At 65.8% G+C, this 21,781-nt stretch carries 21 protein-coding genes; 10 read left to right on the top strand and 11 right to left on the bottom strand.

Annotation, left to right across the window (positions count from 1 at the left end; genetic code table 11):
• Positions 1-238: 238 nt before the first annotated feature.
• From RM96_RS14190 to RM96_RS14175, 4 genes are all read right to left on the bottom strand, one after another.
• A complete protein-coding gene (locus tag RM96_RS14190; RefSeq protein ID WP_039011366.1) occupies positions 239-1,552 on the bottom strand; it encodes an MFS transporter in 1,314 nt (437 codons plus the stop codon).
• 83 nt (positions 1,553-1,635) lie between these two features.
• Complete coding sequence (locus RM96_RS14185; RefSeq protein WP_039011364.1) at positions 1,636-2,394, bottom strand: SDR family oxidoreductase; 759 nt, start codon at positions 2,392-2,394, stop codon at positions 1,636-1,638.
• 40 nt (positions 2,395-2,434) lie between these two features.
• Complete coding sequence (locus tag RM96_RS14180) at positions 2,435-2,677, bottom strand: hypothetical protein (RefSeq protein WP_035859752.1); 243 nt, start codon at positions 2,675-2,677, stop codon at positions 2,435-2,437.
• Entirely contained in the window at positions 2,670-4,106 is a 1,437-nt protein-coding gene (locus RM96_RS14175; RefSeq protein ID WP_039011360.1) for an aldehyde dehydrogenase family protein, read from the bottom strand. The genes RM96_RS14180 and RM96_RS14175 overlap by 8 nt, the downstream gene beginning before the upstream one ends.
• Before the next feature lie 172 nt (positions 4,107-4,278).
• Between RM96_RS14175 and ppa the strand changes: the two genes are divergently transcribed.
• Entirely contained in the window at positions 4,279-4,806 is a 528-nt protein-coding gene (gene ppa / locus RM96_RS14170) for an inorganic diphosphatase (protein ID WP_039011358.1), read from the top strand.
• Positions 4,807-4,953: 147 nt separating this feature from the next.
• Positions 4,954-5,526 carry a cytochrome b gene (locus RM96_RS14165; protein WP_039011356.1) on the top strand — a complete coding sequence of 191 codons (573 nt, stop codon included), beginning with the start codon at positions 4,954-4,956 and terminating at the stop codon, positions 5,524-5,526.
• Positions 5,527-5,539: 13 nt separating this feature from the next.
• Here the strand turns inward: RM96_RS14165 and RM96_RS14160 are convergent, their stop codons facing one another.
• On the bottom strand, positions 5,540-6,781 hold the full coding sequence (locus RM96_RS14160; protein ID WP_039011355.1) for a GNAT family N-acetyltransferase: 1,242 nt from the start codon (positions 6,779-6,781) through the stop codon (positions 5,540-5,542).
• A 210-nt stretch (positions 6,782-6,991) separates the two neighbouring features.
• Here RM96_RS14160 and RM96_RS14155 point away from each other — a divergent pair, with 210 nt between their 5' ends.
• Positions 6,992-9,040 (top strand): NAD(+) synthase, encoded by a 2,049-nt coding sequence (locus tag RM96_RS14155; protein ID WP_039011354.1) that lies wholly within the window; start codon positions 6,992-6,994, stop codon positions 9,038-9,040.
• A gap of 291 nt (positions 9,041-9,331) precedes the next feature.
• On the top strand, positions 9,332-9,670 hold the full coding sequence (gene glnK, locus RM96_RS14150; protein ID WP_039011353.1) for a P-II family nitrogen regulator: 339 nt from the start codon (positions 9,332-9,334) through the stop codon (positions 9,668-9,670).
• Positions 9,671-9,723: 53 nt separating this feature from the next.
• Here the strand turns inward: glnK and RM96_RS14145 are convergent, their stop codons facing one another.
• The 3 genes from RM96_RS14145 to trxB all read right to left on the bottom strand — a co-directional run bounded on the left by RM96_RS14145 (position 9,724) and on the right by trxB (position 12,107).
• Positions 9,724-10,365 carry a trimeric intracellular cation channel family protein gene (locus RM96_RS14145; protein ID WP_039011351.1) on the bottom strand — a complete coding sequence of 214 codons (642 nt, stop codon included), beginning with the start codon at positions 10,363-10,365 and terminating at the stop codon, positions 9,724-9,726.
• Positions 10,365-11,039 carry a Smr/MutS family protein gene (locus RM96_RS14140; protein WP_039011349.1) on the bottom strand — a complete coding sequence of 225 codons (675 nt, stop codon included), beginning with the start codon at positions 11,037-11,039 and terminating at the stop codon, positions 10,365-10,367. Before RM96_RS14140 ends, RM96_RS14145 begins: the two co-directional genes overlap by 1 nt.
• Before the next feature lie 102 nt (positions 11,040-11,141).
• Complete coding sequence (trxB, locus tag RM96_RS14135; protein ID WP_039011460.1) at positions 11,142-12,107, bottom strand: thioredoxin-disulfide reductase; 966 nt, start codon at positions 12,105-12,107, stop codon at positions 11,142-11,144.
• A 167-nt stretch (positions 12,108-12,274) separates the two neighbouring features.
• On the opposite strand from trxB, the gene RM96_RS14130 reads away from it, so the two are divergent.
• The 3 genes from RM96_RS14130 (at position 12,275) to RM96_RS14120 (ending at position 15,848) form a co-directional block, all read left to right on the top strand.
• Positions 12,275-14,599: a DNA translocase FtsK gene (locus RM96_RS14130; protein WP_039011347.1), complete on the top strand. Its 2,325-nt coding sequence runs from the start codon at positions 12,275-12,277 to the stop codon at positions 14,597-14,599.
• Between the two features lie 173 nt (positions 14,600-14,772).
• Positions 14,773-15,411, top strand: coding sequence for an outer membrane lipoprotein chaperone LolA (gene lolA / locus RM96_RS14125; RefSeq protein WP_039011345.1), 639 nt, complete (start codon positions 14,773-14,775; stop codon positions 15,409-15,411).
• A gap of 8 nt (positions 15,412-15,419) precedes the next feature.
• Positions 15,420-15,848, top strand: a complete 429-nt coding sequence (locus tag RM96_RS14120) for a hypothetical protein (protein ID WP_063925985.1) — start codon at positions 15,420-15,422, stop codon at positions 15,846-15,848.
• A 30-nt stretch (positions 15,849-15,878) separates the two neighbouring features.
• Here the strand turns inward: RM96_RS14120 and RM96_RS39355 are convergent, their stop codons facing one another.
• Positions 15,879-16,049 carry a hypothetical protein gene (locus RM96_RS39355; RefSeq protein WP_193752453.1) on the bottom strand — a complete coding sequence of 57 codons (171 nt, stop codon included), beginning with the start codon at positions 16,047-16,049 and terminating at the stop codon, positions 15,879-15,881.
• Between the two features lie 142 nt (positions 16,050-16,191).
• Entirely contained in the window at positions 16,192-17,292 is a 1,101-nt protein-coding gene (locus RM96_RS14115) for an NAD(P)-dependent alcohol dehydrogenase (protein WP_039011343.1), read from the bottom strand.
• Between the two features lie 338 nt (positions 17,293-17,630).
• Between RM96_RS14115 and RM96_RS14110 the strand changes: the two genes are divergently transcribed.
• Positions 17,631-17,936 (top strand): hypothetical protein, encoded by a 306-nt coding sequence (locus RM96_RS14110; RefSeq protein ID WP_052279509.1) that lies wholly within the window; start codon positions 17,631-17,633, stop codon positions 17,934-17,936.
• 118 nt (positions 17,937-18,054) lie between these two features.
• Here the strand turns inward: RM96_RS14110 and RM96_RS14105 are convergent, their stop codons facing one another.
• On the bottom strand, positions 18,055-18,756 hold the full coding sequence (locus RM96_RS14105) for a hypothetical protein (RefSeq protein ID WP_238587267.1): 702 nt from the start codon (positions 18,754-18,756) through the stop codon (positions 18,055-18,057).
• 246 nt (positions 18,757-19,002) lie between these two features.
• Between RM96_RS14105 and RM96_RS14100 the strand changes: the two genes are divergently transcribed.
• On the top strand, positions 19,003-20,343 hold the full coding sequence (locus tag RM96_RS14100; RefSeq protein WP_052279508.1) for a replication-associated recombination protein A: 1,341 nt from the start codon (positions 19,003-19,005) through the stop codon (positions 20,341-20,343).
• Positions 20,344-20,445: 102 nt separating this feature from the next.
• Positions 20,446-21,750 (top strand): serine--tRNA ligase, encoded by a 1,305-nt coding sequence (gene serS / locus RM96_RS14095; RefSeq protein ID WP_039011339.1) that lies wholly within the window; start codon positions 20,446-20,448, stop codon positions 21,748-21,750.
• Positions 21,751-21,781: the final 31 nt, after the last annotated feature.

The following is a 21,781-nucleotide window of genomic DNA, read 5'->3' as shown; positions in this document are numbered from 1 at the left end:
GACGAATGACGGAAAAGGCAACGTCCGGAGGTGCCGTGCAGGCACTCCGGGTTCTTTTTTCCATGCTAGGACCCATCGCCCGGCGGGAATGCCGGTGATGGTCCTACATCGGCGTAAGAGGACGGCGCGTTGTGGCGGGGAAAGTGGCGCTGATGTGACCGCGTGGCCACCGAGGTGCTGCGTCAGCCCTCTCCCGTTGCGGGAGAGGGCCAATATTGGCCAGCGATGGCCTGTGACGTCAGGATGCCTTGCCGGCGACGAGGCGAGCCGGCACCGACAGCGTGAGCGCCGCACCCACCACCAGGCAGACGGCGAGCAGGTACATGCCAGAATCGGTGCTATGCGTCAGGTCCTTGAGCCAACCCACTGCATAGGGGCTGAGAAAGCCGGCGAGATTGCCCAGCGAGTTGATCAGCGCGATGCCCGCCGCGGCACCGGTGCCGGCCAGGAACGCGGTCGGCAGGCTCCAGAACAGCGGCAGCGTGGTCAGGATGCCGATGGTCGCGAGCGTCAGCGCAACCATCGCCAGCGTGGTATCGCTGTGCCAGTGCACCGACAGCAGCAGCCCGATGCTGCCTGCCAGCGCGGGGATCGCGATGTGCCAGCGGCGCTCGCCCGAGCGGTCGGCGCTGTAAGCCACCAGGATCATGCCGACCACGGCGCAGCCATAGGGAATGGCGGTCAGCAAGCCGATGTCGAGCGCGCCCTTGACGCCGGTCTGCTTGATGATGGTCGGCAGCCAGAAGCTCACGCCGTACAGGCCCATCACGAAGCAGAAGTAGATGGCGCTCATCAGCCAGACGCGCGGACTGGCGAATACGGTGCGGATCGGCGGGTCTTCCTTGTGCGCGTCTTCCCTGGCGATATTGCGCTCGAGCAGGGCCTTCTCGTCCGCGCTCAGCCACTTGGCGTGGGAGATGCGGTCATCGAGGTAGGCCAGCACCCACAGCCCGACCAGGATCGAAGGGATGCCTTCGAGCAGGAACATCCATTGCCAGCCAGACCAGCCGTTGTGGCCGTCGAACGACTGCATCACCCAGCCCGACAGCGGGCCGCCGATCACGCCCGACAGGGCGATGGCGGTCATGAAGAAGGTGGTGGTGCGTCCGCGGCGGTTGGCCGGGTACCAGTAGGTCAGGTACAGGATGATGCCGGGGAAGAAGCCGGCCTCGGCGATCCCCAGCAGGAAGCGCAGCACATAGAACATGGTCGGCGTGGTGACGAACATCATCGCCGCCGAGATCAAGCCCCAGGTGATCATGATGCGCGCGATCCAGATGCGCGCGCCGACCTTGTGCAGGATCACGTTGCTGGGCACTTCGAACAGGAAGTAGCCGATGAAGAAGATCCCCGCTCCCAGCCCGTAGATGGTCTCGCTGAACTTCAGGTCATTGAGCATCTGCAGCTTGGCAAAGCCCACGTTGACGCGGTCCAGGTAAGCGACCACGTAGCACAGCAGCAGGAAAGGCACCAGCCGCCAGCTCACCTTGCGGTAAGTGGCATCTTCGAAAGCGGCGTCGCCGACGCCGGGATTGACTGCAGTCGATGTCATGCTGTCTCCAGAGATTGTTTGCGCTTCTACGACGCTTCTACGGCTCTACGGCTCTACGGTACTAACGGACCTGCCACGGCCGCTCACACGCAGCGGCCACCATCGACTTCGATGCAGGTGCCGGTGATAAAGGCGGCCTCGTCCGAGGCCAGGTACAGGCAGGCATTGGCCACGTCCTGCGGGGTCGACATGCGGCCCATCGGAATGGTGGCGAGAAACTTTGCGCGGTTCTCGGGGGTGTCGGGCATGCCCATGAATTCTTCAAGCAGGCCGGTGGCGCCGATTACGGGATTGACGCAGTTCACGCGGATATTGTCCTTGCCCAGTTCCGCCGCCATGGCCTTGCTGGCGGTGATCACCGCGCCCTTGCTGCCGTTGTACCAGACCAGCCCCGGACGCGGCCGGATGCCGGCGGTGGACGCGATGTTGACGAACACGCCGCCGCCGCGCTGGCGGAAATGCGGAATGAATTCGCGCGCCGACCAGTAGATGCTCTTGACGTTGACCGCGTAGACGCGATCGAATTCTTCTTCCGTGACTTCAAGGATGGGCTTGTTGCGGTGCGTGGTGCCGGCATTGTTGACGACGATGTGCACGTCGCCGAAGGCGGCCAGCGTGGCGTCGCGCATGGCGGCGACGTCCCCGCCGCGCGCCACATCGGCACGCACCGCGCGCGCCTGCCCGCCGGCATCGCGGATGGCCACGGCCACGCGTTCGGCAGCATCTTCGCGCAGGTCGGCCACCATCACGCTGGCGCCTTCGCGCGCGAAGGTGTGGGCGATGCCTTCGCCGAAGCCGGAACCGCCGCCGGTGACCACGGCTACCTTGTTGGCCAGTCTCATCGCTTGTCTCCTCGTTGTATTTGGATTTGTGCAGCCGCACTCAATGCGCGAACGGTCCCCGTCCGCGCAGCGCGTTGGCCACCATCATCAGCGCCAGCAGGAAGGGCAGCGCCACATACAGGCACCAGTGCACGCGGTCGCCCACGGTGTCGCCCCATTTGCGCTTGAAGACCTGCAGGCGCGGCATGGCCGACGGATTGGTGGCGCGCTTGTTTCTGACGTGCCACGCCATCCAGAAAAAGAAGATGGCAAAGGCGACCGACAGGAAATTGATGTTACCCATGTTGAATAGCGATGGTTTTCAGTGTGGTGAATCCGTACAGGGCCTCGAAGCCCTTCTCACGGCCGTAGCCCGACTGGCCGGTGCCGCCGAAGGGCAGCTCCACGCCGCCGCCGGCGCCATAGTTGTTGATAAAGACCTGGCCCGCGCGCAGCTTGCGCGCCAGCCGCAACTGGCGGCCGCCGTCGCGCGTCCACAGGCCGGCGACCAGTCCGTAGGGCGTGCCGTTGGCCAGCGCCACGGCTTCGGCCTCGGTGTCGAAGGGCATCGCGGCCAGCAGCGGGCCGAACACCTCTTCCTGCGCCAGCCGATGCGCCGGCGGCACGTCGCGGAACAGCATCGGCACCTGGTAATAGCCGGACTCCGGCGCCTCGGCCATGATCTGGCCTTGCGCCATCACGGCGATGCCGGCGTGCTGCGCGTCGGAAACGAAATCCCACACGCGCTGCTGCTGCTTGCGGCTGATCAGCGGGCCGCATTCCAGGTCGAGTTCCGACGGCCCGACGCGCAGCGATTCGAACACCGACGCCAGCCGGTCGAGCAGCGTATCGTAGATGGGGCGCTCCACCAGCACGCGGCTGCCGGCCGAGCAGGTCTGCCCGGCGTTCTGCACGATGCCGTTGACCACCACCGGCACCAGCGCATCAAGGTCGGCATCGGCAAAGATCACCTGCGGCGACTTCCCGCCCAGCTCCAGCGTGACCGGCACGTGGTTCTCGGCGGCGAGCTGCGATACCAGCTTGCCGGTCTGCGGCGAGCCGGTGAACGAAATATGGTTGATGCCGGGATGGCGCGCCAGCGCGGCGCCGGCCTCGTGGCCGTAGCCGGTGACGATATTGAGCGCGCCTTCGGGCAGGCCGGCCTCGGCGGCGATCTCGGCCACGCGCAGCAGCGACAGGCAGGCATCCTCCGCTGGCTTGACCACACAGGCATTGCCGGCGGCCAGCGCCGCGCCGACGCTGCGCCCGAAGATCTGCAGCGGGTAGTTCCACGGGATGATGTGGCCGGTGACGCCATGCGGCTCTCGCAGCGTCAGCACGGTGTAGCCGGGGTTGTAGGGAATGGTCTGGCCGTGCAGCTTGTCGACCGCGCCCGCATAAAACTCGAAGTAGCGGGCCACGGCACGCGCGTCGGCGCGGGCCTGGCGCAGCGGCTTGCCGGTGTCGCGCGCTTCCAGCGCGGTCAGTTCTTCCTCGCGGGCGATCAGCGCGAGCGCTACGCGGTTGAGCAGGCGCACCCGCTCGGACGGGGCCATCGCGCCCCAGGCGCCGTCGGCAGCCTGGCGGGCGGCGTGGACGGCCACGTTGATATCGGTGGCGTTGCCGCGGGCGATCTCGGCAAACGGTTCGCCGTTGGACGGGTCGAATACCTTGATGCGCAGGCCGTTGTCGGGCGCGATCAGGCGGTTGGCGACAAAATGCTGGGCGTGCATGAGTGGCTCCGGCTCAGCACTGGGCTGAGCAATTCAGTGGCGGCTGAAGAATGCGCCATTATCGCCTACCCCGGGCGGCGTGCAAGGCACTGGCGCTGTCAGCCTCCGGTCAGGCTTGAACCGCTATAATGCCCGCCATCCAACAACACAGCGCAGGCATCTGGAGAACCGCATGAGCTTCAATCTCGTCTCCCCGGGCAAGGACATCCCCAACGATTTCAACGTCATCATCGAGATCTCCGCCCAGAGCGATCCGGTGAAGTATGAGGCCGACAAGGAAACCGGCCTGCTGTTCGTGGACCGTTTCATCGGTACCGGCATGCGCTATCCGGCCAACTATGGCTTCATCCCGCAGACGCTGTCGGGCGACGGCGATCCGGTTGACGTGCTGGTGGTCTCGCCGTTCCCGATCCTGGCCGGCGCCGTCGTGCGCTGCCGCGCACTCGGCATGCTGAAGATGACCGATGAGTCGGGCGTGGACGCCAAGCTGATCGCCGTGCCGCTGGACAAGCTGTCGCCGGCCACCGCCTTCATGAAGGGCCTGTCGGACGTGCCGCAGAACCTGCTCGACCAGATCAAGCACTTCTTTGAGCATTACAAGGCACTCGAAGCCGGAAAGTGGGTCAAGGTGGACGGCTGGGCCGGCATCGAGGAAGCCCACAAGGAAATCACGGACGGCGTGGCGAACTACAAGAAGTAATTTGGCTGCACATGCGGCGCCGGCTGAACCGGCGCTGAACGAACCCCGCCGCGGCGGGGTTTTTTATTGCCGGCTGCTTGACCGCAGTTAGCTGGCGTTCAGGTTCGTTGCGTTACGCTGATTGCGTTCCCAACAAGAGGATTCCCCATGAAGCGAGTACAGCCTCTGCAAGCCATGTCATTTCCGCTGGAGGCAAGCCGCCGCTATGACCGGCTCGCAAGGTTTTTCCACTGGGCGGTGTTCCTGCTGGTGGCTGCCGCGTATGCCGCAATCGAGCTGAAGGGCTTTTTCCCCAAGGGCGCGCCCACGCGCTCGCTGGCCATGTCCGTGCATGAATGGGCCGGCATGCTGGTGCTGGTGCTCGCCGCGCCGCGCCTGCTCTGGCGCCTGGTGCGCGGCGCGCCGGCCCCGGAGCCCGGCCCGCGCTGGATGCACTGGGCCGGCGAAGCGATGCACTGGGTGCTGTATGCCTTCATCCTGGCGCAGCCGGTATTGGGCCTGCTGACCGTCAACGCCGGCGGACACCTGCTGACGCTGCCGGTGCTGGGCATTGATTTGCCCGCAGTGGTCGGCACGGACCCGGGGCTCAAGGATCTGCTGAAGGAGATCCACGAGACGATCGGGACGGCGTTCTATCTCGTGATAGGCCTGCATGCGATGGCGGCGCTGTTCCACCACTACATGCTCGGCGATAACACGCTGCGCCGGATCTGGCGCTAGTCGCGGACCCGCCTCAGGAGCGGGCGAACGGATTGCGTTCGCCCAGTTCATCCAGGTAGGCGTCGATGCCCTGGCGTTCCCGCTCGAGGAAGCGCTCCACAGCATCGGCAAACGCGGGATGCGCCAGCCAGTGGGCCGAGCGCGTCGGCACCGGCAGGAATCCGCGCGCCAACTTGTGCTCGCCCTGCGCGCCGCCTTCGAAGGTGCCTATCCCCTGCTCGATGCAGAACTCCAGTGGCTGGTAGTACGCAGTCTCGAAGTGCAGGCAGGCGTGGTATTCCAGGGCGCCCCAGTAGCGGCCATAGAGCGTGCTGACTTCGGGGGCGTCGTCATAGACCACCAGTGAGCTGGCGATGCGCTGGCCTGCGCGCTCGGCGATCACCAGCAGCAGGTGCTGCGGCATGCTGGCACCGATGCGCCGGAAGAAATCCAGGTTCAGGTAGGGCGTGGAATGGTGCTCGCGGTAGGTCTGGCGATAGCACCGGTTGAAGAATTTCCACGCGTCGTCGTCGATCTCCGCGCCACGCAGGCGGCGGAAGGTGATGCCGGCCTGCGCGACCTGCCGGCGCTCGGCGCGGATGTTCTTGCGCTTCTTCTGCGACAGCGTGGCGAGGAAATCGTCGAAGCTGCGGTAGCCGTCATTGGTCCAGTGGAACTGCACGCCGTGCCGCATCAGCATGCCGGCCTGCTGCATCAGGTCGGCTTCCGTGTCATCGGGAAACAGGATATGCAGCGACGACATCTGGCTCTCGGCGGCCAGCGCGAGCGCGACCTGCAGCAGCAGGCGGCGCACGTGGGCGCCTTCGGCCAGCAGCCGTGCGCCACGCACCGGCGTGAAGGGAATCGCTGCCAGCCATTTGGGGTAGTACTCGATGCCGTTGCGCGCATAGGCATCGGCCCATGCCCAGTCGAACACGTATTCGCCGTACGAGTGCGTCTTGGCGTAAAGCGGCATGGCTGCCGCGAGCCGTTCCGGCTGGCCGCCCGCGCCCGGTGCCCACAACGTCAGGTAGCGCGGGTTCCAGCCGGTCTCGCCGCAGGCGCTGCCACTGGCGTGCAGGGCGTGCAGGAAGGCGTGCTTCAGGAAAGGCGTGGCGTCCGGGTGGCGGGCCACGAGCGCATCCCAGGCGGCCGGATCGATCTCGGCCAGGTCGGCGACGATCTCGGTACGGTATTCCTGTGCAGGATCGCCTGCGGCCTTGCGGCTTTGTCGCGCCGGCTTGCCGTCGCCGGGCACGCATGATTCGGACTGCATTGCACCTGTTCCCGTCTTGAGTGGTTGCCGGCCTCGGCCAGTCCGGTCGAGTCTACCGGAAACGATGCGGCATTGCTGCGGCGGCCGGCGAGGGCGTTGCGGTCGTCGTAAAATGGTGCAATCTCGTCACCAGAACCCTCCGACGACGCATCCGCGGATGCCTCCGGCGGCCCGCCTGCGTGCTGCATGGTCAGGAAACCAAGGCCCGATATGAAGAACCCTTTTTTCAACCTGTATTCCCACGGCTTTGCGCGTGTCGCGGTGGGCGTGCCTGTCTGCCGGGTAGCCGACCCGGCCTTCAATGCCAGTGAAACAATTGCGCTGGCGACGCAGGCGGCGAAGAAGGGCGCCGTGCTGGTTGCGTTCCCGGAGCTCGGGATCTCCGCCTACACCTGCGACGACCTGTTCCACCAGCGCGCGCTGCTGGAAGCCTGCGAAGAGGCGCTGGCCGCCATTGTCGAGGCGTCGCGCCGGATTCCGGCGGCACTGATCGTCGGCATGCCGCTGCGTGTGGAGCACCAGTTGTTCAACTGCGCCGTGGTTGTCGCGCGGGGGCGCGTACAGGGCGTGGTGCCGAAGTCCTACCTGCCGAACTACTGGGAGTTCTACGAGGCACGCCAGTTCAGCGCCGCCGACAATGCCGCGACCGACTCCGTCCGGCTGCTCGGGCAGGACGTGCCGTTCGGCGCCGGGCTGCTGTTCGATATCGAGAACATCCCGGACTTCCGCTTCCACGCGGAAATCTGCGAAGACGTGTGGGTGCCGATCCCGCCTTCGTCATTCGCGGCGCTGGCCGGGGCGACGGTGCTGGTCAACCTGTCCGCATCGAACATCGTGGTTGGCAAGGCGGGCTACCGGCACCAGCTGGTCTCCCAGCAGTCCGCGCGATGCCTGGCCGCCTACCTGTACACGTCCGCCGGCAAGGGGGAGTCTTCCACCGACCTGGCGTGGGACGGGCAGGCGCTGATCTGCGAGAACGGCGAGCTGCTGGCGGAATCCGAGCGCTTTGCCGACACCTCGCACCTGCTTTGCGCCGATGTCGACGTCGAGCGGCTTTCGCGCGAGCGCATGCACCAGGTGACCTTCGGCCACTCGGTGCGCCGGCACAAGGCGGAAGTCGACAAGTTCCGCGTGGTCCGCTTCGCGCTTGACATGGCGCTGGACAAGCCGCTGCCGCTGGAGCGCAACGTGGCACGCTTCCCGTACGTGCCGGCCGACCCGAAGCAACGCGACGCGCGCTGCAACGAGGTCTACAACATCCAGGTCCAGGCGCTGGTGCAGCGGCTGTCGGCCAGCAATATCAGGAAGGTCGTGATCGGCGTGTCGGGCGGGCTCGACTCCACCCACGCGCTGCTGGTATGCGCCAAGGCCATGGACCGGCTCAACCTGCCGCGCGCCAATATCCTGGCCTATACGATGCCGGGCTTCGCGACCAGCGACCGCACGCTCAAGCAGGCGCGCCAGCTGATGGAGCTGGTCGGATGCACGGCCAGGGAGATCGATATCCGCCCGAGCTGCATGGCGATGCTCAAGGATCTGGGCCATCCCTATGCATCGGGCGAAAAGGTCTATGACGTGACGTTCGAGAACGTCCAGGCCGGCGAGCGCACCAACCACCTGTTCCGGCTGGCCAATCACAACCATGCCATCGTGATCGGCACCGGCGACCTGAGCGAACTGGCGCTGGGCTGGTGCACCTACGGCGTGGGCGACCACATGTCGCACTACAACGTGAACGCGAGCGTGCCGAAGACGCTGATTTCGCACCTGGTGCGCTGGGTGGCGGAAACCGGGCAGGTGGGCGAGGGCGGCTCCGATGTGCTGATCAGCGTGCTCGATACCGATATCAGCCCGGAGCTGGTGCCCGGCGATTCCAGTCATGGTCCGGAGCAGAAGACGGAAAGCACGATCGGCCCTTACGAGCTGCAGGACTTCAACCTGTACTACACGCTGCGCTTTGGCTTTGCGCCTTCAAAGGTGGCTTTCCTGGCCTTGCACGCCTGGGGCGACCGCGAGCGCGGCAACTGGCCGAACGGCCCACACGTGGCGCGCAACGAGTACGGCCTGGCGGACATCAAGCGCTATCTCGGCATCTTCCTGGATCGCTTCTTCCGCACGAGCCAGTTCAAGCGGTCGTGCATCCCCAACGCGCCCAAGGTGGGTTCCGGCGGGTCACTGTCGCCGCGCGGCGACTGGCGTGCGCCGAGTGATTCGGAATCGGTGGTGTGGCTCAAGGACCTGGAGAAGGTGCCGGACTGATCGAGGTGGGCAACCGCCGGGATAAAGTTAGCGCTGGTGATGCCGGCGTCTCATGGATTCTTCACAGCTTTTCCCTGAAGTTTCCACAGACTTATCCACAGCCGTGCGGCGTGTGAACGGCTCGCCCGGGTGCGCGCTGGCGTACATACGGCGAGCGGCGCGGCGGCCCGAGCTACAAGGGATTCGCGCAAATGACTGGTAAAATGCAACTCGAGAGACGTCATCTTTTCGCGCTGCAGGCGATATAGGTGTTAGCGGCGCGTCACCAACGACTATAACCAGGGGCCAGTCATGAAGCAGATTACCGCCATCATCAAACCGTTCAAACTCGACGAAGTGCGTGAATCCCTCGCGGACGTCGGCGTGACCGGTCTGACGGTGACCGAAGTCAAGGGGTTTGGCCGGCAGAAGGGCCACACCGAGCTCTACCGTGGCGCCGAGTATGTGGTCGACTTCCTGCCCAAGATCAAGATCGAAGTGGTGGTCGCGGAGAACCAGCTGGACACCGTGCTCGACGCCATCGTCAAGGCTGCGCACACCGGCAAGATCGGCGACGGCAAGATCTTCGTCACCGAGATCGAGCGCGTGATCCGCATCCGCACCGGCGAGCAGGACGAAGCCGCGGTCTGAGGCTTCGACAGCGAGATTGATGCAGCGCCGCCCGCGAGGCGGCGTTTTTGTTTTCAGCTCGGCAGCTTCCAGCCGTACTGCACCGACACCAGGCGCATGGCAACGATGATCACCGCGCCTGCCAGCAGGGCCACTTCCTGCTGCGCCTGCATCCACGTCAGGCCCACGTAGACCCAGCAGCCGACGAAGGAGCAGGTGGCATAGGGCGAGCGGTCGCGCAGGATCATCGGCACTTCATTGCACAGCACGTCCCGCACCACGCCGCCGAACACGGCGGAGATGATGCCCATCATGACGGCTACGGTTGGCGTCATCTGGGCCACCAGGGCCAGCGAGGCGCCCGTGACCGAGAACAGTCCCAGGCCGATCGCATCGGCCACGATCATGGTGCGGTCCGAGACCGCCCGGCTCACCACGCGGAAGACGAACGAGGCGCCGAAAGACATCACGAAGATCAGCAGCACATAGCCTTCGTGGTCGACCCAGTAAAAGGGGCGCCGGTCCAGCAGCACGTCGCGCACCGTGCCGCCGCCGAATGCCGTGGCAAACGCCACCACGAAGGTGCCGACCACGTCCAGGCGCTGCTTGCGGGCGTCTACCACGCCCGAGACCGCGAACGAAAGCACGCCGATCACCTCCATCGCATGGAGGACCAGGGGCAGCCGCCCCACCAGCAATTCGAGCGGAAGGTGCATCAGGCGCGGGGCTGGCGCAGCAGGACCATCAGGGCGCCGGCGCCGCCTTCGGCCTCGCGTGCCTGTACGAAGGCGATGACCTCCTCCTTCTGCACCAGCCAGCTGCGCACCTTGCCCTTGAGCACGGGCAGCTTGTCGGGCGAGCCCAGGCCCTTGCCGTGGATCACGCGCACGCAGCGCACGCCGTTGCGCACGGAGCGGCGCAGGAATTCGGCCAGCGCCTCGCGCGCCTCGTCGCTGCGAAGGCCGTGCAGGTCCACCTTGTCCTGCGGCACCCATTCGCCGCGGCGCAGCTTGCGGATCACGTCCATGCCGATGCCGGGGCGCCGGAAGGACAGGGTCTCATCCGTTTCAAGCAGGCTCTCGACATCGAACTCGTCGGACAGCGAGGCCTGCAGCACGGCCTTGTCGTTCATCTGCGACTGCACCGGTACGGGCGCGGGCTTGCTGGGCGGTAGCGCGGCGCGGTTGCGGTCGCGCAACTGGCTGACCTGGCCCACGGTGCTGCGGAAGACGTTGGCTTCCTCGCGGGCGCGCTGGGCGGCCTGCTCGGCGGCCAGGCGCTCGGCTTCGCGGCGCTCGGTGTCTGCCTTGAGGGTGTCGCGCAGCCCGGACAGGTCGTTCAGGCCAAAGCGCTTGGTCGGACGGTGGGGTTTGCTGGCGCCGTGCGTCATCGAAATCTCCGGTGGCTCGGCAGGATTATATCCAGAGGGGATCGGGCACAGCGGGAGGGCTGGGCCGCAAGGCCCGGCCAGGACGGCCGGGCCGGAGGGGTGTTACTTCAGGGCTTCGACGAAACGCTGGGCGTCCAGCGCGGCCATGCAGCCGGTGCCGGCGCTGGTGATGGCCTGGCGGTAAATGTGGTCCTGCACGTCGCCAGCTGCAAACACGCCCGGGATGCTGGTGGCGGTGGCGTCGCCGGCCAGTCCGGACTTGGTGACGAGGTAGCCGTTGTGCATGTCCAGCTGGCCCTCGAACAGGTCCGTATTGGGCTTGTGGCCGATGGCGATGAACACGCCCGACAGCTTGACCTGCTCGGTCTGGCCGGTCTGCGAATTGCGGATCTGCATGCCGGTCACGCCGGAGTCGTCGCCGAGCACTTCGTCCAGCACGGTGTTGTAGCGGATCTCTACGCGGCCTTCCTGCTGGCGCTTGAGCAGGCGGTCGATCAGGATGGGCTCGGCACGGAAGGTGTCGCGGCGGTGGATCACGGTGACCTTGCTGGCGATGTGCGACAGGTACAGCGCCTCTTCCACCGCGGTATTGCCGCCACCGACCACGGCGACTTCCTGGTTCTTGTAGAAGAAGCCGTCACAGGTGGCGCAGGCCGACACGCCCCTGCCCATGAACGATTCTTCCGACGGCAGGCCGAGATACTGTGCGGAGGCGCCGGTGGCGATGACCAGGGCGTCACAGGTGTATTCGCCGGCATCGCCGATCAGGCGGAAGGGCCGGGCCGGCTGGCCGTGCTCGTCCACCAGCTTTGCGGTGTGGATGTGATCGAAGATGATTTCGGTCTTGAATTCCTCGGCGTGGGCCAGCAGGCGCTGCATCAGCTCGGGACCCTGGACGCCCTTGGCATCGCCAGGCCAGTTCTCGACGTCCGTGGTGGTCATCAGCTGGCCGCCCTGGGCGAGGCCGGTGATCAGGACCGGCTCCAGGTTGGCGCGGGCTGCATAGACAGCGGCGGTGTAACCGGCGGGACCGGATCCGAGAATCAGCACTTTTGCGTGTTTTGCCATGATGCGTTCCTGTGGCCAGTGCGTCTTGGTGCGCACCGGCATTACTCGAAACCGACATTATAAGAGGAGCCGCATTTGCCCACTGTTGCAAATTCCAATGGCGGCGATAGTCCCTTGCCAAGTTAAAATGGCCGCCACGATCACCTGCAAGCTAACTCCTTCAAGGCATGGCCAGAGCTACCACGACAACCCGGACCGATCCGTCTGCGCTGCCTTCGCGCATTGGCAAACTGCTTGGCGAGGTGCGCTGGTTCCTGCTCCTGGCGGTCACACTCGGCTTCCTGTGCGTGCTCGCGAGCTACAGCAAGGCCGATCCGGGCTGGTCGCATGCCAACCAGGTGGCGGATATCCACAACCTCGGCGGGCGCGTCGGCGCCTGGCTGGCCGATGTGCTGTTCTTCATCTTCGGCTTCTCGGCCTACTGGTGGGCGGTGCTGCTGATCCGGCGCTGCTGGCGCGGCTGGCGCTCGCTGATGGCCGAGCTGCCCGGGCGCGAGGAGCATCGCCACGGCGTGACCGTCAGCTGGATCGGCTTTGGGCTGACCCTGTTCTCCAGCATGGGCCTGGAGGCGATCCGCATGTATCCGCTGCGCGCCGCGCTGCCGCGCGCGCCGGGCGGCGTGCTGGGCGACCTGCTGGGCGGCTGGATGCAGGTCGCGCTCGGCTTCACCGGCGCCACGCTGCTGCTGCTGTTGCTGCTGGCGATCGGGCTGTCGCTGTTCTTCCATTTCTCGTGGCTGTCGGTTGCCGAGCATATCGGCGGCTTTGTCGAGACGCTGTTCCTTGGCTTCAAGGCGCGCCGCGAAAGCAAGCAGGACCGGGCCATCGGCGCCGCCGCCAAGGTCGAGCGTACCGAGACGGTTGAGGTGCAGCGGGTGCGGATCGAGGAAGCCACGCCGGTGCAGATCGTGCGCCCGCAGGCCGTGCCCAAGCACGAGCGAGTGGAGCGCGAGAAGCAGCAGCCGCTGTTTGCCGACATCCAGGATTCGGATCTACCGCCGCTGTCGCTGCTCGATCCGATCCCGGCGCACCAGGAAACCGTCAGCGCCGAGACGCTGGAATTCACCTCGCGCCTGATCGAGAAGAAGCTCAAGGACTTCGGTGTCGAGGTCAAGGTGGTGGCGGCTTATCCGGGCCCGGTCATTACCCGCTACGAGATCGAGCCGGCCACCGGCGTCAAGGGCAGCCAGGTGGTCAACCTGGCGCGCGACCTGGCGCGTTCGCTGTCGCTGGTATCGATCCGCGTGGTGGAGACCATCCCGGGCAAGAACTACATGGGGCTGGAACTGCCCAACCCGAAGCGCCAGACCGTGCGCCTGTCGGAAATCCTCGGTTCGCAGATCTACAACGAGAGCGCATCGAACCTGACCATGGCGCTGGGCAAGGACATCGCCGGCAAGCCGATGGTGGCGGACCTCGCCAAGATGCCGCACTGCATGGTGGCCGGCACCACCGGCTCGGGCAAGTCGGTCGGGATCAACGCCATGATCCTGTCGCTGCTGTATAAGGCCAAGGCGGAAAGCGTCCGCCTGATCCTGATCGATCCGAAGATGCTCGAAATGAGTGTCTACGAGGGCATCCCCCACCTGCTGTGCCCGGTCGTGACCGACATGCGGCAGGCCGGCAACGCGCTCAACTGGGCGGTCGGCGAGATGGAGCGCCGCTACAAGCTGATGAGCAAGCTGGGCGTGCGCAACCTGGCCGGCTACAACAAGAAGATCGACGAGGCGGCGGCCAGGGAAGAAAAGATCCCCAATCCGTTCAGCCTGACACCGGATGCGCCGGAGCCGCTCGACAAACTGCCGATGATCGTGATCGTCATCGACGAGCTGGCCGACCTGATGATGGTGGTGGGCAAGAAGGTGGAAGAGCTGATCGCTCGGATCGCGCAGAAGGCGCGCGCGGCGGGGCTGCACCTGGTGCTGGCCACGCAGCGTCCGTCGGTGGATGTCATTACCGGCCTGATCAAGGCCAACGTGCCGACCCGGATCGCCTTCCAGGTCAGCAGCAAGATCGATTCGCGCACCATCCTCGACCAGCAGGGCGCAGAAGCGCTGCTGGGCATGGGCGACATGCTCTACCTGGCGCCGGGCACCGGGCTGCCGATTCGCGTGCACGGCGCCTTTGTCTCCGACGAAGAAGTGCACCGCGTGGTGGAGAAGCTCAAGGAGTCCGGCGAGGCCAACTATATCGAGGGCATTCTCGAAGGCGGCCTGACCGATGACGCCGCCGGCGGCGATGGCTTTGGCGGCGGCGCGGGCATCGGCGGCGGAGGCGGCGAGGCCGATCCGCTGTATGACCAGGCGGTCGACGTGGTGCTGAAGAACCGGCGCGCCTCGATCTCGCTGGTGCAGCGGCACCTGCGTATCGGCTACAACCGCGCCGCGCGGCTGCTGGAAGACATGGAGAAGGCGGGCCTGGTGTCTGCGATGTCGGGCAACGGCAACCGCGACATCCTGGTGCAGCCCGGGGCTGCCCGCGACGAAGAGTGAGCGCCGTATCGGTAACATCGGCGGCAAGATGAGCGGTAACATGCGGTTACCCGGTGGCGGCCGCGGGGCGGAATCCCGGCGCGCCTGCGCACTCTAACCGGACAGGTCGCGCTACGCCGCAACAGGCATCAGCGGCGGCGTGCCACGTCTTCCATCAAGCAAGGACCTGAACCATGCGAAACCGCTTCATCGTGTCGGCCTGCGCCGCGCTGGCCATGTTCGCGCTGCACGCGCCCATGGCACTGGCCGCGGCCACCGACCAGCTCCAGAGCTTCGTCTCGGGCGTCAAGAGCGCCAGGGGTGAATTCACGCAACGGCAGGTGAAGGGGCAGGGCGATACCCTAAAGGTGACTGGCACATCGAGCGGCACATTCGTGTTCTCGCGCCCGGGCAAATTCACGTGGCGCTACACCAAGCCTTACGATCAGCTCCTGCAGGCCGACGGCCAGACGCTGTATATCTACGACAAGGACCTGAACCAGGTCACCGAGCGCAAGCTCGACGGCGCGCTCGGTTCGAGCCCGGCCGCCATCCTGTTCGGCAGCAATGACCTGGAGAAGAACTTCGTGGTGAAGAACGGCCCGACCCGCGACGGCGTGGAGTGGCTGGAACTGACGCCGAAAGCCAGGGACACGCAGTTCGAGCGCATCGGCATCGGCTTCAAGGGGGGCAACCTGGAGGCGATGGAGTTGCGCGACGCCTTCGGCAACACCACGCTGCTGACCTTTTCGGCCATGCAGAAGAACCCGGCGCTGCCGGCCGATGCTTTCCGGTTCACGGTGCCCAAGGGCGCCGACGTGATGAAGCAATGAGGGTCGACATGGATACGTCTGGAACCGGCCTGGCCGGACATGCCCGTCGGGCCACGGGCTCGGTTGCCGCCTGCGCCGCTGCGCTGGCCATCGCTGCATGCGCCACCGGCGCGGCTGGCGGCGGCAAATTCGATGTCGATTCCTTCCTGCGCGCATCCGACACGGCGCTGCCCGAAGTGCTGGGCAATACGGGCTTCCTGGCGGCAACCAGGTTGCCGGCGACGGACTGCGCGGTCATGCTGCAATCGACCAGCACGGGCGTCCTGGAAAATCTTCCGCCCAGCGGCAGCGCGCGTGGACCGGCCTGGCTGATGCATCCCACTGCATCGCCCGGACAGGTCTGGCTGGTTGTCAGCGAAGCCGGCGGGGAACGGACTTGCCATGGTCCGCTGCCGGCGGACGCCATGAAGACGCTGGTGGACCGCGCCAAGGGCTGAGCCGGGCCAGCCGGCTCAGCAGGAGCAAGGTCAGGCTGCGGTCGCCTGGTGCGCGTAGCGCTGGCGCGGAACCGGCAACGCCTTGAGTTTCTCGCGCCGGGTCCGGATCGCCTCTTCGTCGCCACGTTTGATGGCCGCTCGCAGCTTCAGTACGGCTTTGCGATATTGCTTCTTCTTTCGGATGCGGTTGGTGATGGCCATGGTTGGCAGCCTCCATCTGGACAGGTGAGAAAACAGTCGCGGACCGCAGGGCTGCAGCCCGGACACTTTACGCCAGCCCTTCGGGTGGGCCGGAAACCCGCTTCTCTCGGCCGATGCGCGTTCGCGCGACAACCGGCCGTACTCAGTGCGGCTTGACCGCCACCTTCAGCACGCCGTCGCTCTGATTGGCGAACAACTCGTAGGCCGCCACGATGTCATCCAGCTTGTAGTTGTGCGTGACCAGCAGTCCGAGGTCGACGCGGCCGGATTCGATCACGTTGATCAGCCTTCGCATGCGTTCCTTGCCCCCCGGGCACAGGGCGGTGTTGATCTTGTGGTCGCCCAGGCCAGCGGCAAAGGCCGACAGCGGAATCGTCAGGTCACTGGAATAGACGCCCAGGCTGGACAGCGTGCCGCCCGGCTTGAGCACGCGCAGCGAGGACTCGAAGGTCGATTGCGTGCCCAGCGCCTCGATCGAGGCATCCACGCCGCGCCCGCCGGTCAGCTTCATGATTTCGTCGACCACATCGCACGTACGGAAATTCAGCGTGACGTCCGCCCCCATCTTCCGGGCGATGTCGAGGCGGTGGTCATTGCCGTCAATGGCGATGATGGTGGTGGCGCCGCAAAGCCGCGCGCCGGCCGTGGCGCACAGCCCGATCGGCCCCTGCGCGAATACCGCGACCGTGTCGCCGATGCGGATGTTGGCATTCTCCGCCCCCTTGAAGCCGGTGGACATGATGTCCGGGCACATCAGTACCTGCTCGTCAGTGAGGCCGTCCGGAATCGGCGCGAGGTTGGCCTGCGCATCGGGCACCAGCACGTATTCCGCCTGCGTGCCGTCGATCAGGTTGCCGAAACGCCAGCCTGCGGTGGCCTTGTAGCCGTGGCAACCGCACAGGCCTTGCGGCACCAGGTAGCTGCCGTCCTGCGAGGCCACGCCGTCCTGCGCGGCATAGGAATTGAAGTTGGGGCAGATGGCCCCGGCGATCACGCGCTGGCCTTCCTGGTAGCCGACCACGGCGCTGCCGAGCTTCTCGATAACGCCCACGGGCTCGTGGCCGACCGTCAGCCCCCTGGCGACCGGGTATTCGCCTTTCAGGATGTGGACATCGGTGCCGCAGATCGTGGTGGTGGTGATGCGCACCAGCGCATCGTTGGGGCCGACGTCAGGAATCGGCTTGTCTGCCAGTTCGATCCTGCCGGGCGCGACAAAGACGGCGGCTTTCATCATTGCGGTCATACGTTTCTCCCACGGAGTGCGCGCTTGGCGCCGGTTCGGCGCGGCTGTCAGGCTCGACAGCGGCCGGGGGCGTGGCGGCACGGCCGTGCGCCTGGCTCCTCGAACCTAGATAGCACGCACACCTTTTGCAACGGTTCATCCGGATCAAAGTCGTGCCATGTTGCCTGCAAGCGGCCTGTCGTGCGGCCGTAAATAAAGAATTCAGATCGGCGCACAAAGAAACTGAACGCTGCGGCGCTTCATGTGTCGGAGAATCCGCATACGAAATTCAGGGGAACAACATGACCGCAATCCGAACCGGGACTGGCCGCCGTATCCGGCCCCTTCTGGCCTGCATCATGGTTGGCAGCGCGCTGCTGGCGGGCTGCGCCGCACAATCGGCCGATACGCCGACGTCGGCGCCAGCGCCGGTGCCGGGCCCGCAAGGTGCCCGCGGCACGCCGGAAGGCTGCCCGGCAGACAAGATGGCCGATGACACGCTGATCGGGAAGACCGAAGCCGAGGCCGTCGGCCTCCTCCAGGGCTGCGCCTGGCGGCTGGGCGAGCGCGATGGCAAGCAGTTTCCCGGCACCATGGACTACAACCCTCAGCGCCGTACGCTTGGCATCAAGGATGGCAAGGTGGTCTGGATGCGGCGCGGCTGACATCGCCTGCCCCGACCCTCCACCTAGGGCTGCACCAGATGACGGAAATGTGATTTCGCGCCATAAACGTGAATCACTATTGTTTGACACCACCCGTACGGACGGGCGGCGCCAGCTCTTAGAGCAGGAAGCGCTTGTTGCCGGTGACGGGCGTTGGTTCGACCTTGCGGAAGGTGAGCTTCACGCTGCTGTCGAGCTTGCGTCCGGCTTGCCGGCGAATAAGTGCGCGGTGCACGAGCCGAACGTGCCCCACGGTGCCGTCGGCGTAAGGCTGCCCGGCCACTACGCCAAGCGCCGTGGTGGCGAGCGCCATGTTGCGCTCCGCGGCGCTCTTTTCCAGCAGTTTGTCCAGCGTTTGCCGGGCCCGCACCTGCGCCTGCAGGGTGAGGTCCGACGGGTTGGCGCGCGCGCGTTCCGCGTCCCAGGGCATTTGCACTTTGCCCGCGAGTCGGCGCAGCGCAGCGCGCAGTTCGGCCCCGTCCATCTTGCTTTCCTGCACGATCCACACGGCATCGTGTCGCAGCTGCGGTTCGGCATCCGCCATGCGGCGCACCAGTGCGGCAGCCAGGCTCGGCGCGGCAAACTGGCGCGAGCGGCGGATTGCGCTTAGTGCAATCCTTCGAACCTGCGGGTTCGCGTGATCAAATAGGTCGGACACGACGCGCTCGGCAGACTCTTGTGTGTCCAGCATCTCAGCGAGCTGCCCGGCCAGCGACACCTCTTCCACACCGCTCAGTTTATTGCGGCTGACCATCCGGTTCATCTTGAACAGCAGGATGTGATATCGCAGCATTAGACCCCCGTCCTTTTTGGCCTGCATGGCGGGCGATGGTGCCTCGCCTGATATTCCCGGACCATGCCGGGCCACTTCTGCCTATCGGCAGGCGGGCGCAGAACTTGAGCGGGAGCAGCGCATCGGCATCCGGATGGAAGTGGAGGACGTGGTGGGTTTCGGGCCGTCGCCCGATAGGCTCGGGGCCGATGGTCTACACTGTGGCGTTCCGCGGGCGCGACCGGCAAACATCGGCACCGCCCGTACTGATTGGGATTACGAGGCTTGAATACCGTGGCGGACACGCTGTTTTCCGATACTTCCGACCGTTCCAGGCAACCGCTCGCCGAGCGTCTTCGTCCGCGCAATATCGACGAGGTGATCGGCCAGCAGCACCTGCTGGGGCCGGGCAAGCCGCTGCGCGTGGCGTTCGAGTCCGGCGAGCCGCATTCGATGATCCTGTGGGGCCCGCCGGGCGTGGGCAAGACCACGCTGGCGCGGCTGATGGCGGATGCTTTCGATGCCGAATTCATCGCGCTGTCGGCTGTGCTGTCCGGCGTCAAGGACATTCGCGAAGCGGTCGAGCGGGCCGAGCAATACCGCGCCCATGGGCGGCGCACGCTGGTGTTTGTCGATGAGGTGCACCGCTTCAACAAGAGCCAGCAGGACGCCTTCCTGCCGCACGTGGAAAGCGGCCTGTTTACCTTCATCGGCGCCACCACCGAGAACCCCTCGTTCGAGGTCAACGGTGCCTTGCTGTCGCGCGCGGCCGTGTATGTGCTGAAGAGCCTCGATGACGCCGAGCTGACGCAGCTGTCGCTGCGCGCAAGCGAAGAGCTGGGCGGGCTGACCTGGCAGGACGAGGCGCTGAAGCTGATCGTGGGCTCCGCCGATGGCGACGGCCGCAAGCTGCTGAACAATATCGAGATCGTCGCGCGCGCGGCGCGCAATGCCGGTGCGGCGGAGATCGATACGCCGCTCCTCGGCAGCGCCTTGTCGGAGAACCTGCGCCGCTTCGACAAGGGCGGCGACGCTTTCTACGACCAGATCAGCGCGCTGCACAAGTCGGTGCGCGGCTCGGACCCGGACGGCGCGCTGTACTGGTTCTGCCGGATGCTCGACGGCGGCGCCGACCCGCGCTATCTCGCGCGACGCATCGTGCGCATGGCATGGGAAGACATCGGCCTGGCCGATCCGCGTGCCGCCCGCATCACCCTGGACGCGGCGGAAACCTATGAGCGGCTTGGTTCGCCTGAAGGCGAGCTGGCGCTGGCGCAGGCGGTGATCTACCTGGCGATCGCGCCCAAGTCCAATGCCGGCTACAACGCGTATAACGCGGCGCGGGCCTTCGTTGCCAAGGACAAGTCGCGGCCGGTGCCGGTCCATTTGCGCAACGCGCCGACCAAGCTGATGAAGGAACTGGGCTACGGGCACGCCTACCGGTATGCGCATGACGAGCCGGAAGCCTATGCCGCCGGCGAGCACTATTTCCCCGACGACCTCAAGGCCCAGGGCTGGTACCAGCCCACGCCGCGCGGGCTGGAGGGGAAGATCGGCGACAAGCTGCGGCACCTGCGAGAACTGGACGACGCCTGGCATCGCGAGCAGAAGGCGAAGGGCAAAGGCGGGGAATAAGGCTGCGTTGCGCGCCAGTTTGGTCGCGGGGAGGCCCGCCGGTGCAGTAAAATGGCGGGTCCGCCGGCATGTTGCCGGCTCAGCACCTCCCCACACCGCAACATGCTCGACATCCAGCTGTTCCGCAAAGACATCGACGCCGTGGCGCAACGCCTTGCCACGCGTGGCTTCCAACTCGACGTAGCGGCTTTCCAGGCGCTCGAAACCGAACGCAAGCAACTGCAGACGCAGACCGAGGAGCTGCAGGCCCGCCGCAACAGCCTGTCCAAGCAGATCGGCATGCTCAAGGGCAAGGGCGAAGACGCCTCGGCCGTGATGGCGGAAGTGGGCGGCATTGGCGACGCGCTCAAGGCATCGGCGGCACGCCTGGAAGAGATTCAGGCGCAGTTGTCGGACACCATGCTGTCCATCCCGAACCTGCCACACGAATCCGTGCCGGTGGGCAATGACGAAACCCAGAACGTGGAAGTGCGCCGCGTCGGCGAGCCGCGCAAGTTCGACTTCGAGGTCCGCGATCACGTCGATGTGGGCGAAAAGCTCGGCCTGGACTTCGACACTGCGGCCAAGGTGACCGGTTCGCGCTTCTCCATGCTGCGCGGCGGCATCGCACGCATGAACCGTGCGCTGGTGCAGCTGATGCTGGACACCCATACGCAAGAGCATGGCTACACCGAGATGTATGTGCCGTACATCGTCAATGCCGCTTCCATGCGCGGTACCGGCCAGCTGCCCAAGTTCGAGGAAGACCTGTTCAAGGTGCCGCGCAAGGTCGGCGGCGAGGACGGCGAGCGTACCGAGAACTTTTACCTGATCCCGACCGCGGAAGTACCGCTGACCAACATCGTGCGCGACGCCATCGTGGCCGGCGACAAGCTGCCGCTGCGCTTCGTCGCGCATACGCCGTGCTTCCGTTCCGAGGCCGGCTCGTATGGCAAGGACACGCGCGGCATGATCCGCCAGCACCAGTTCGACAAGGTCGAGCTGGTCCAGGTGGTGCCCGCCGACCAGTCGTTCGAAGCGCTGGAGCAACTGACCGGCCACGCCGAAGCCATCCTGAAGAAGCTGGACCTGCCGTTCCGCACCATCGTGCTGTGCACCGGCGACATGGGCTTCGGCAGCACCAAGACCTATGACCTGGAAGTCTGGATCCCGGCGCAGAACACCTATCGCGAAATCAGCTCGTGCTCGAGCATGGGCGATTTCCAGGCGCGCCGCATGCAGGCCCGCTACCGCGTCGGGCAGGGCAAGCCGGAACTGGTGCACACGCTCAACGGCTCCGGCCTGGCAGTGGGCCGCACGCTGGTGGCGATCCTGGAGAACTACCAGAACGCCGATGGTTCGGTGACCATCCCTGCCGCATTGCAGCCCTACATGGGCGGCGCCACGCGACTGGAAACGGAGCTGTAAAAAGTCACGACCAGCCTCTTGCAATGACTGG

The sequence above is a fragment of the Cupriavidus sp. IDO genome, from assembly GCF_000812465.1.
Classification (GTDB): Bacteria; Pseudomonadota; Gammaproteobacteria; order Burkholderiales; family Burkholderiaceae; genus Cupriavidus.
This window is presented reverse-complemented; position numbering and strand designations above follow the sequence as displayed.

Coding starts and splice junctions, on each gene's coding strand:
- ppa (WP_039011358.1), top strand. CDS start 4,279: ATGAGCTTCAATCTCGTCTCCCCGGGCAAGGACATCCCCAACGATTTC.
- RM96_RS14115 (WP_039011343.1), bottom strand. CDS start 17,292: ATGACCGCAATGATGAAAGCCGCCGTCTTTGTCGCGCCCGGCAGGATC.
- trxB (WP_039011460.1), bottom strand. CDS start 12,107: ATGGCAAAACACGCAAAAGTGCTGATTCTCGGATCCGGTCCCGCCGGT.
- serS (WP_039011339.1), top strand. CDS start 20,446: ATGCTCGACATCCAGCTGTTCCGCAAAGACATCGACGCCGTGGCGCAA.
- RM96_RS14180 (WP_035859752.1), bottom strand. CDS start 2,677: ATGGGTAACATCAATTTCCTGTCGGTCGCCTTTGCCATCTTCTTTTTC.
- RM96_RS14185 (WP_039011364.1), bottom strand. CDS start 2,394: ATGAGACTGGCCAACAAGGTAGCCGTGGTCACCGGCGGCGGTTCCGGC.
- RM96_RS39355 (WP_193752453.1), bottom strand. CDS start 16,049: ATGGCCATCACCAACCGCATCCGAAAGAAGAAGCAATATCGCAAAGCC.
- RM96_RS14160 (WP_039011355.1), bottom strand. CDS start 6,781: ATGCAGTCCGAATCATGCGTGCCCGGCGACGGCAAGCCGGCGCGACAA.
- RM96_RS14190 (WP_039011366.1), bottom strand. CDS start 1,552: ATGACATCGACTGCAGTCAATCCCGGCGTCGGCGACGCCGCTTTCGAA.
- lolA (WP_039011345.1), top strand. CDS start 14,773: ATGCGAAACCGCTTCATCGTGTCGGCCTGCGCCGCGCTGGCCATGTTC.
- RM96_RS14175 (WP_039011360.1), bottom strand. CDS start 4,106: ATGCACGCCCAGCATTTTGTCGCCAACCGCCTGATCGCGCCCGACAAC.
- RM96_RS14110 (WP_052279509.1), top strand. CDS start 17,631: ATGGTTGGCAGCGCGCTGCTGGCGGGCTGCGCCGCACAATCGGCCGAT.
- RM96_RS14165 (WP_039011356.1), top strand. CDS start 4,954: ATGAAGCGAGTACAGCCTCTGCAAGCCATGTCATTTCCGCTGGAGGCA.
- glnK (WP_039011353.1), top strand. CDS start 9,332: ATGAAGCAGATTACCGCCATCATCAAACCGTTCAAACTCGACGAAGTG.
- RM96_RS14145 (WP_039011351.1), bottom strand. CDS start 10,365: ATGCACCTTCCGCTCGAATTGCTGGTGGGGCGGCTGCCCCTGGTCCTC.
- RM96_RS14140 (WP_039011349.1), bottom strand. CDS start 11,039: ATGACGCACGGCGCCAGCAAACCCCACCGTCCGACCAAGCGCTTTGGC.
- RM96_RS14105 (WP_238587267.1), bottom strand. CDS start 18,756: ATGCAGGCCAAAAAGGACGGGGGTCTAATGCTGCGATATCACATCCTG.
- RM96_RS14120 (WP_063925985.1), top strand. CDS start 15,420: ATGGATACGTCTGGAACCGGCCTGGCCGGACATGCCCGTCGGGCCACG.
- RM96_RS14130 (WP_039011347.1), top strand. CDS start 12,275: ATGGCCAGAGCTACCACGACAACCCGGACCGATCCGTCTGCGCTGCCT.
- RM96_RS14155 (WP_039011354.1), top strand. CDS start 6,992: ATGAAGAACCCTTTTTTCAACCTGTATTCCCACGGCTTTGCGCGTGTC.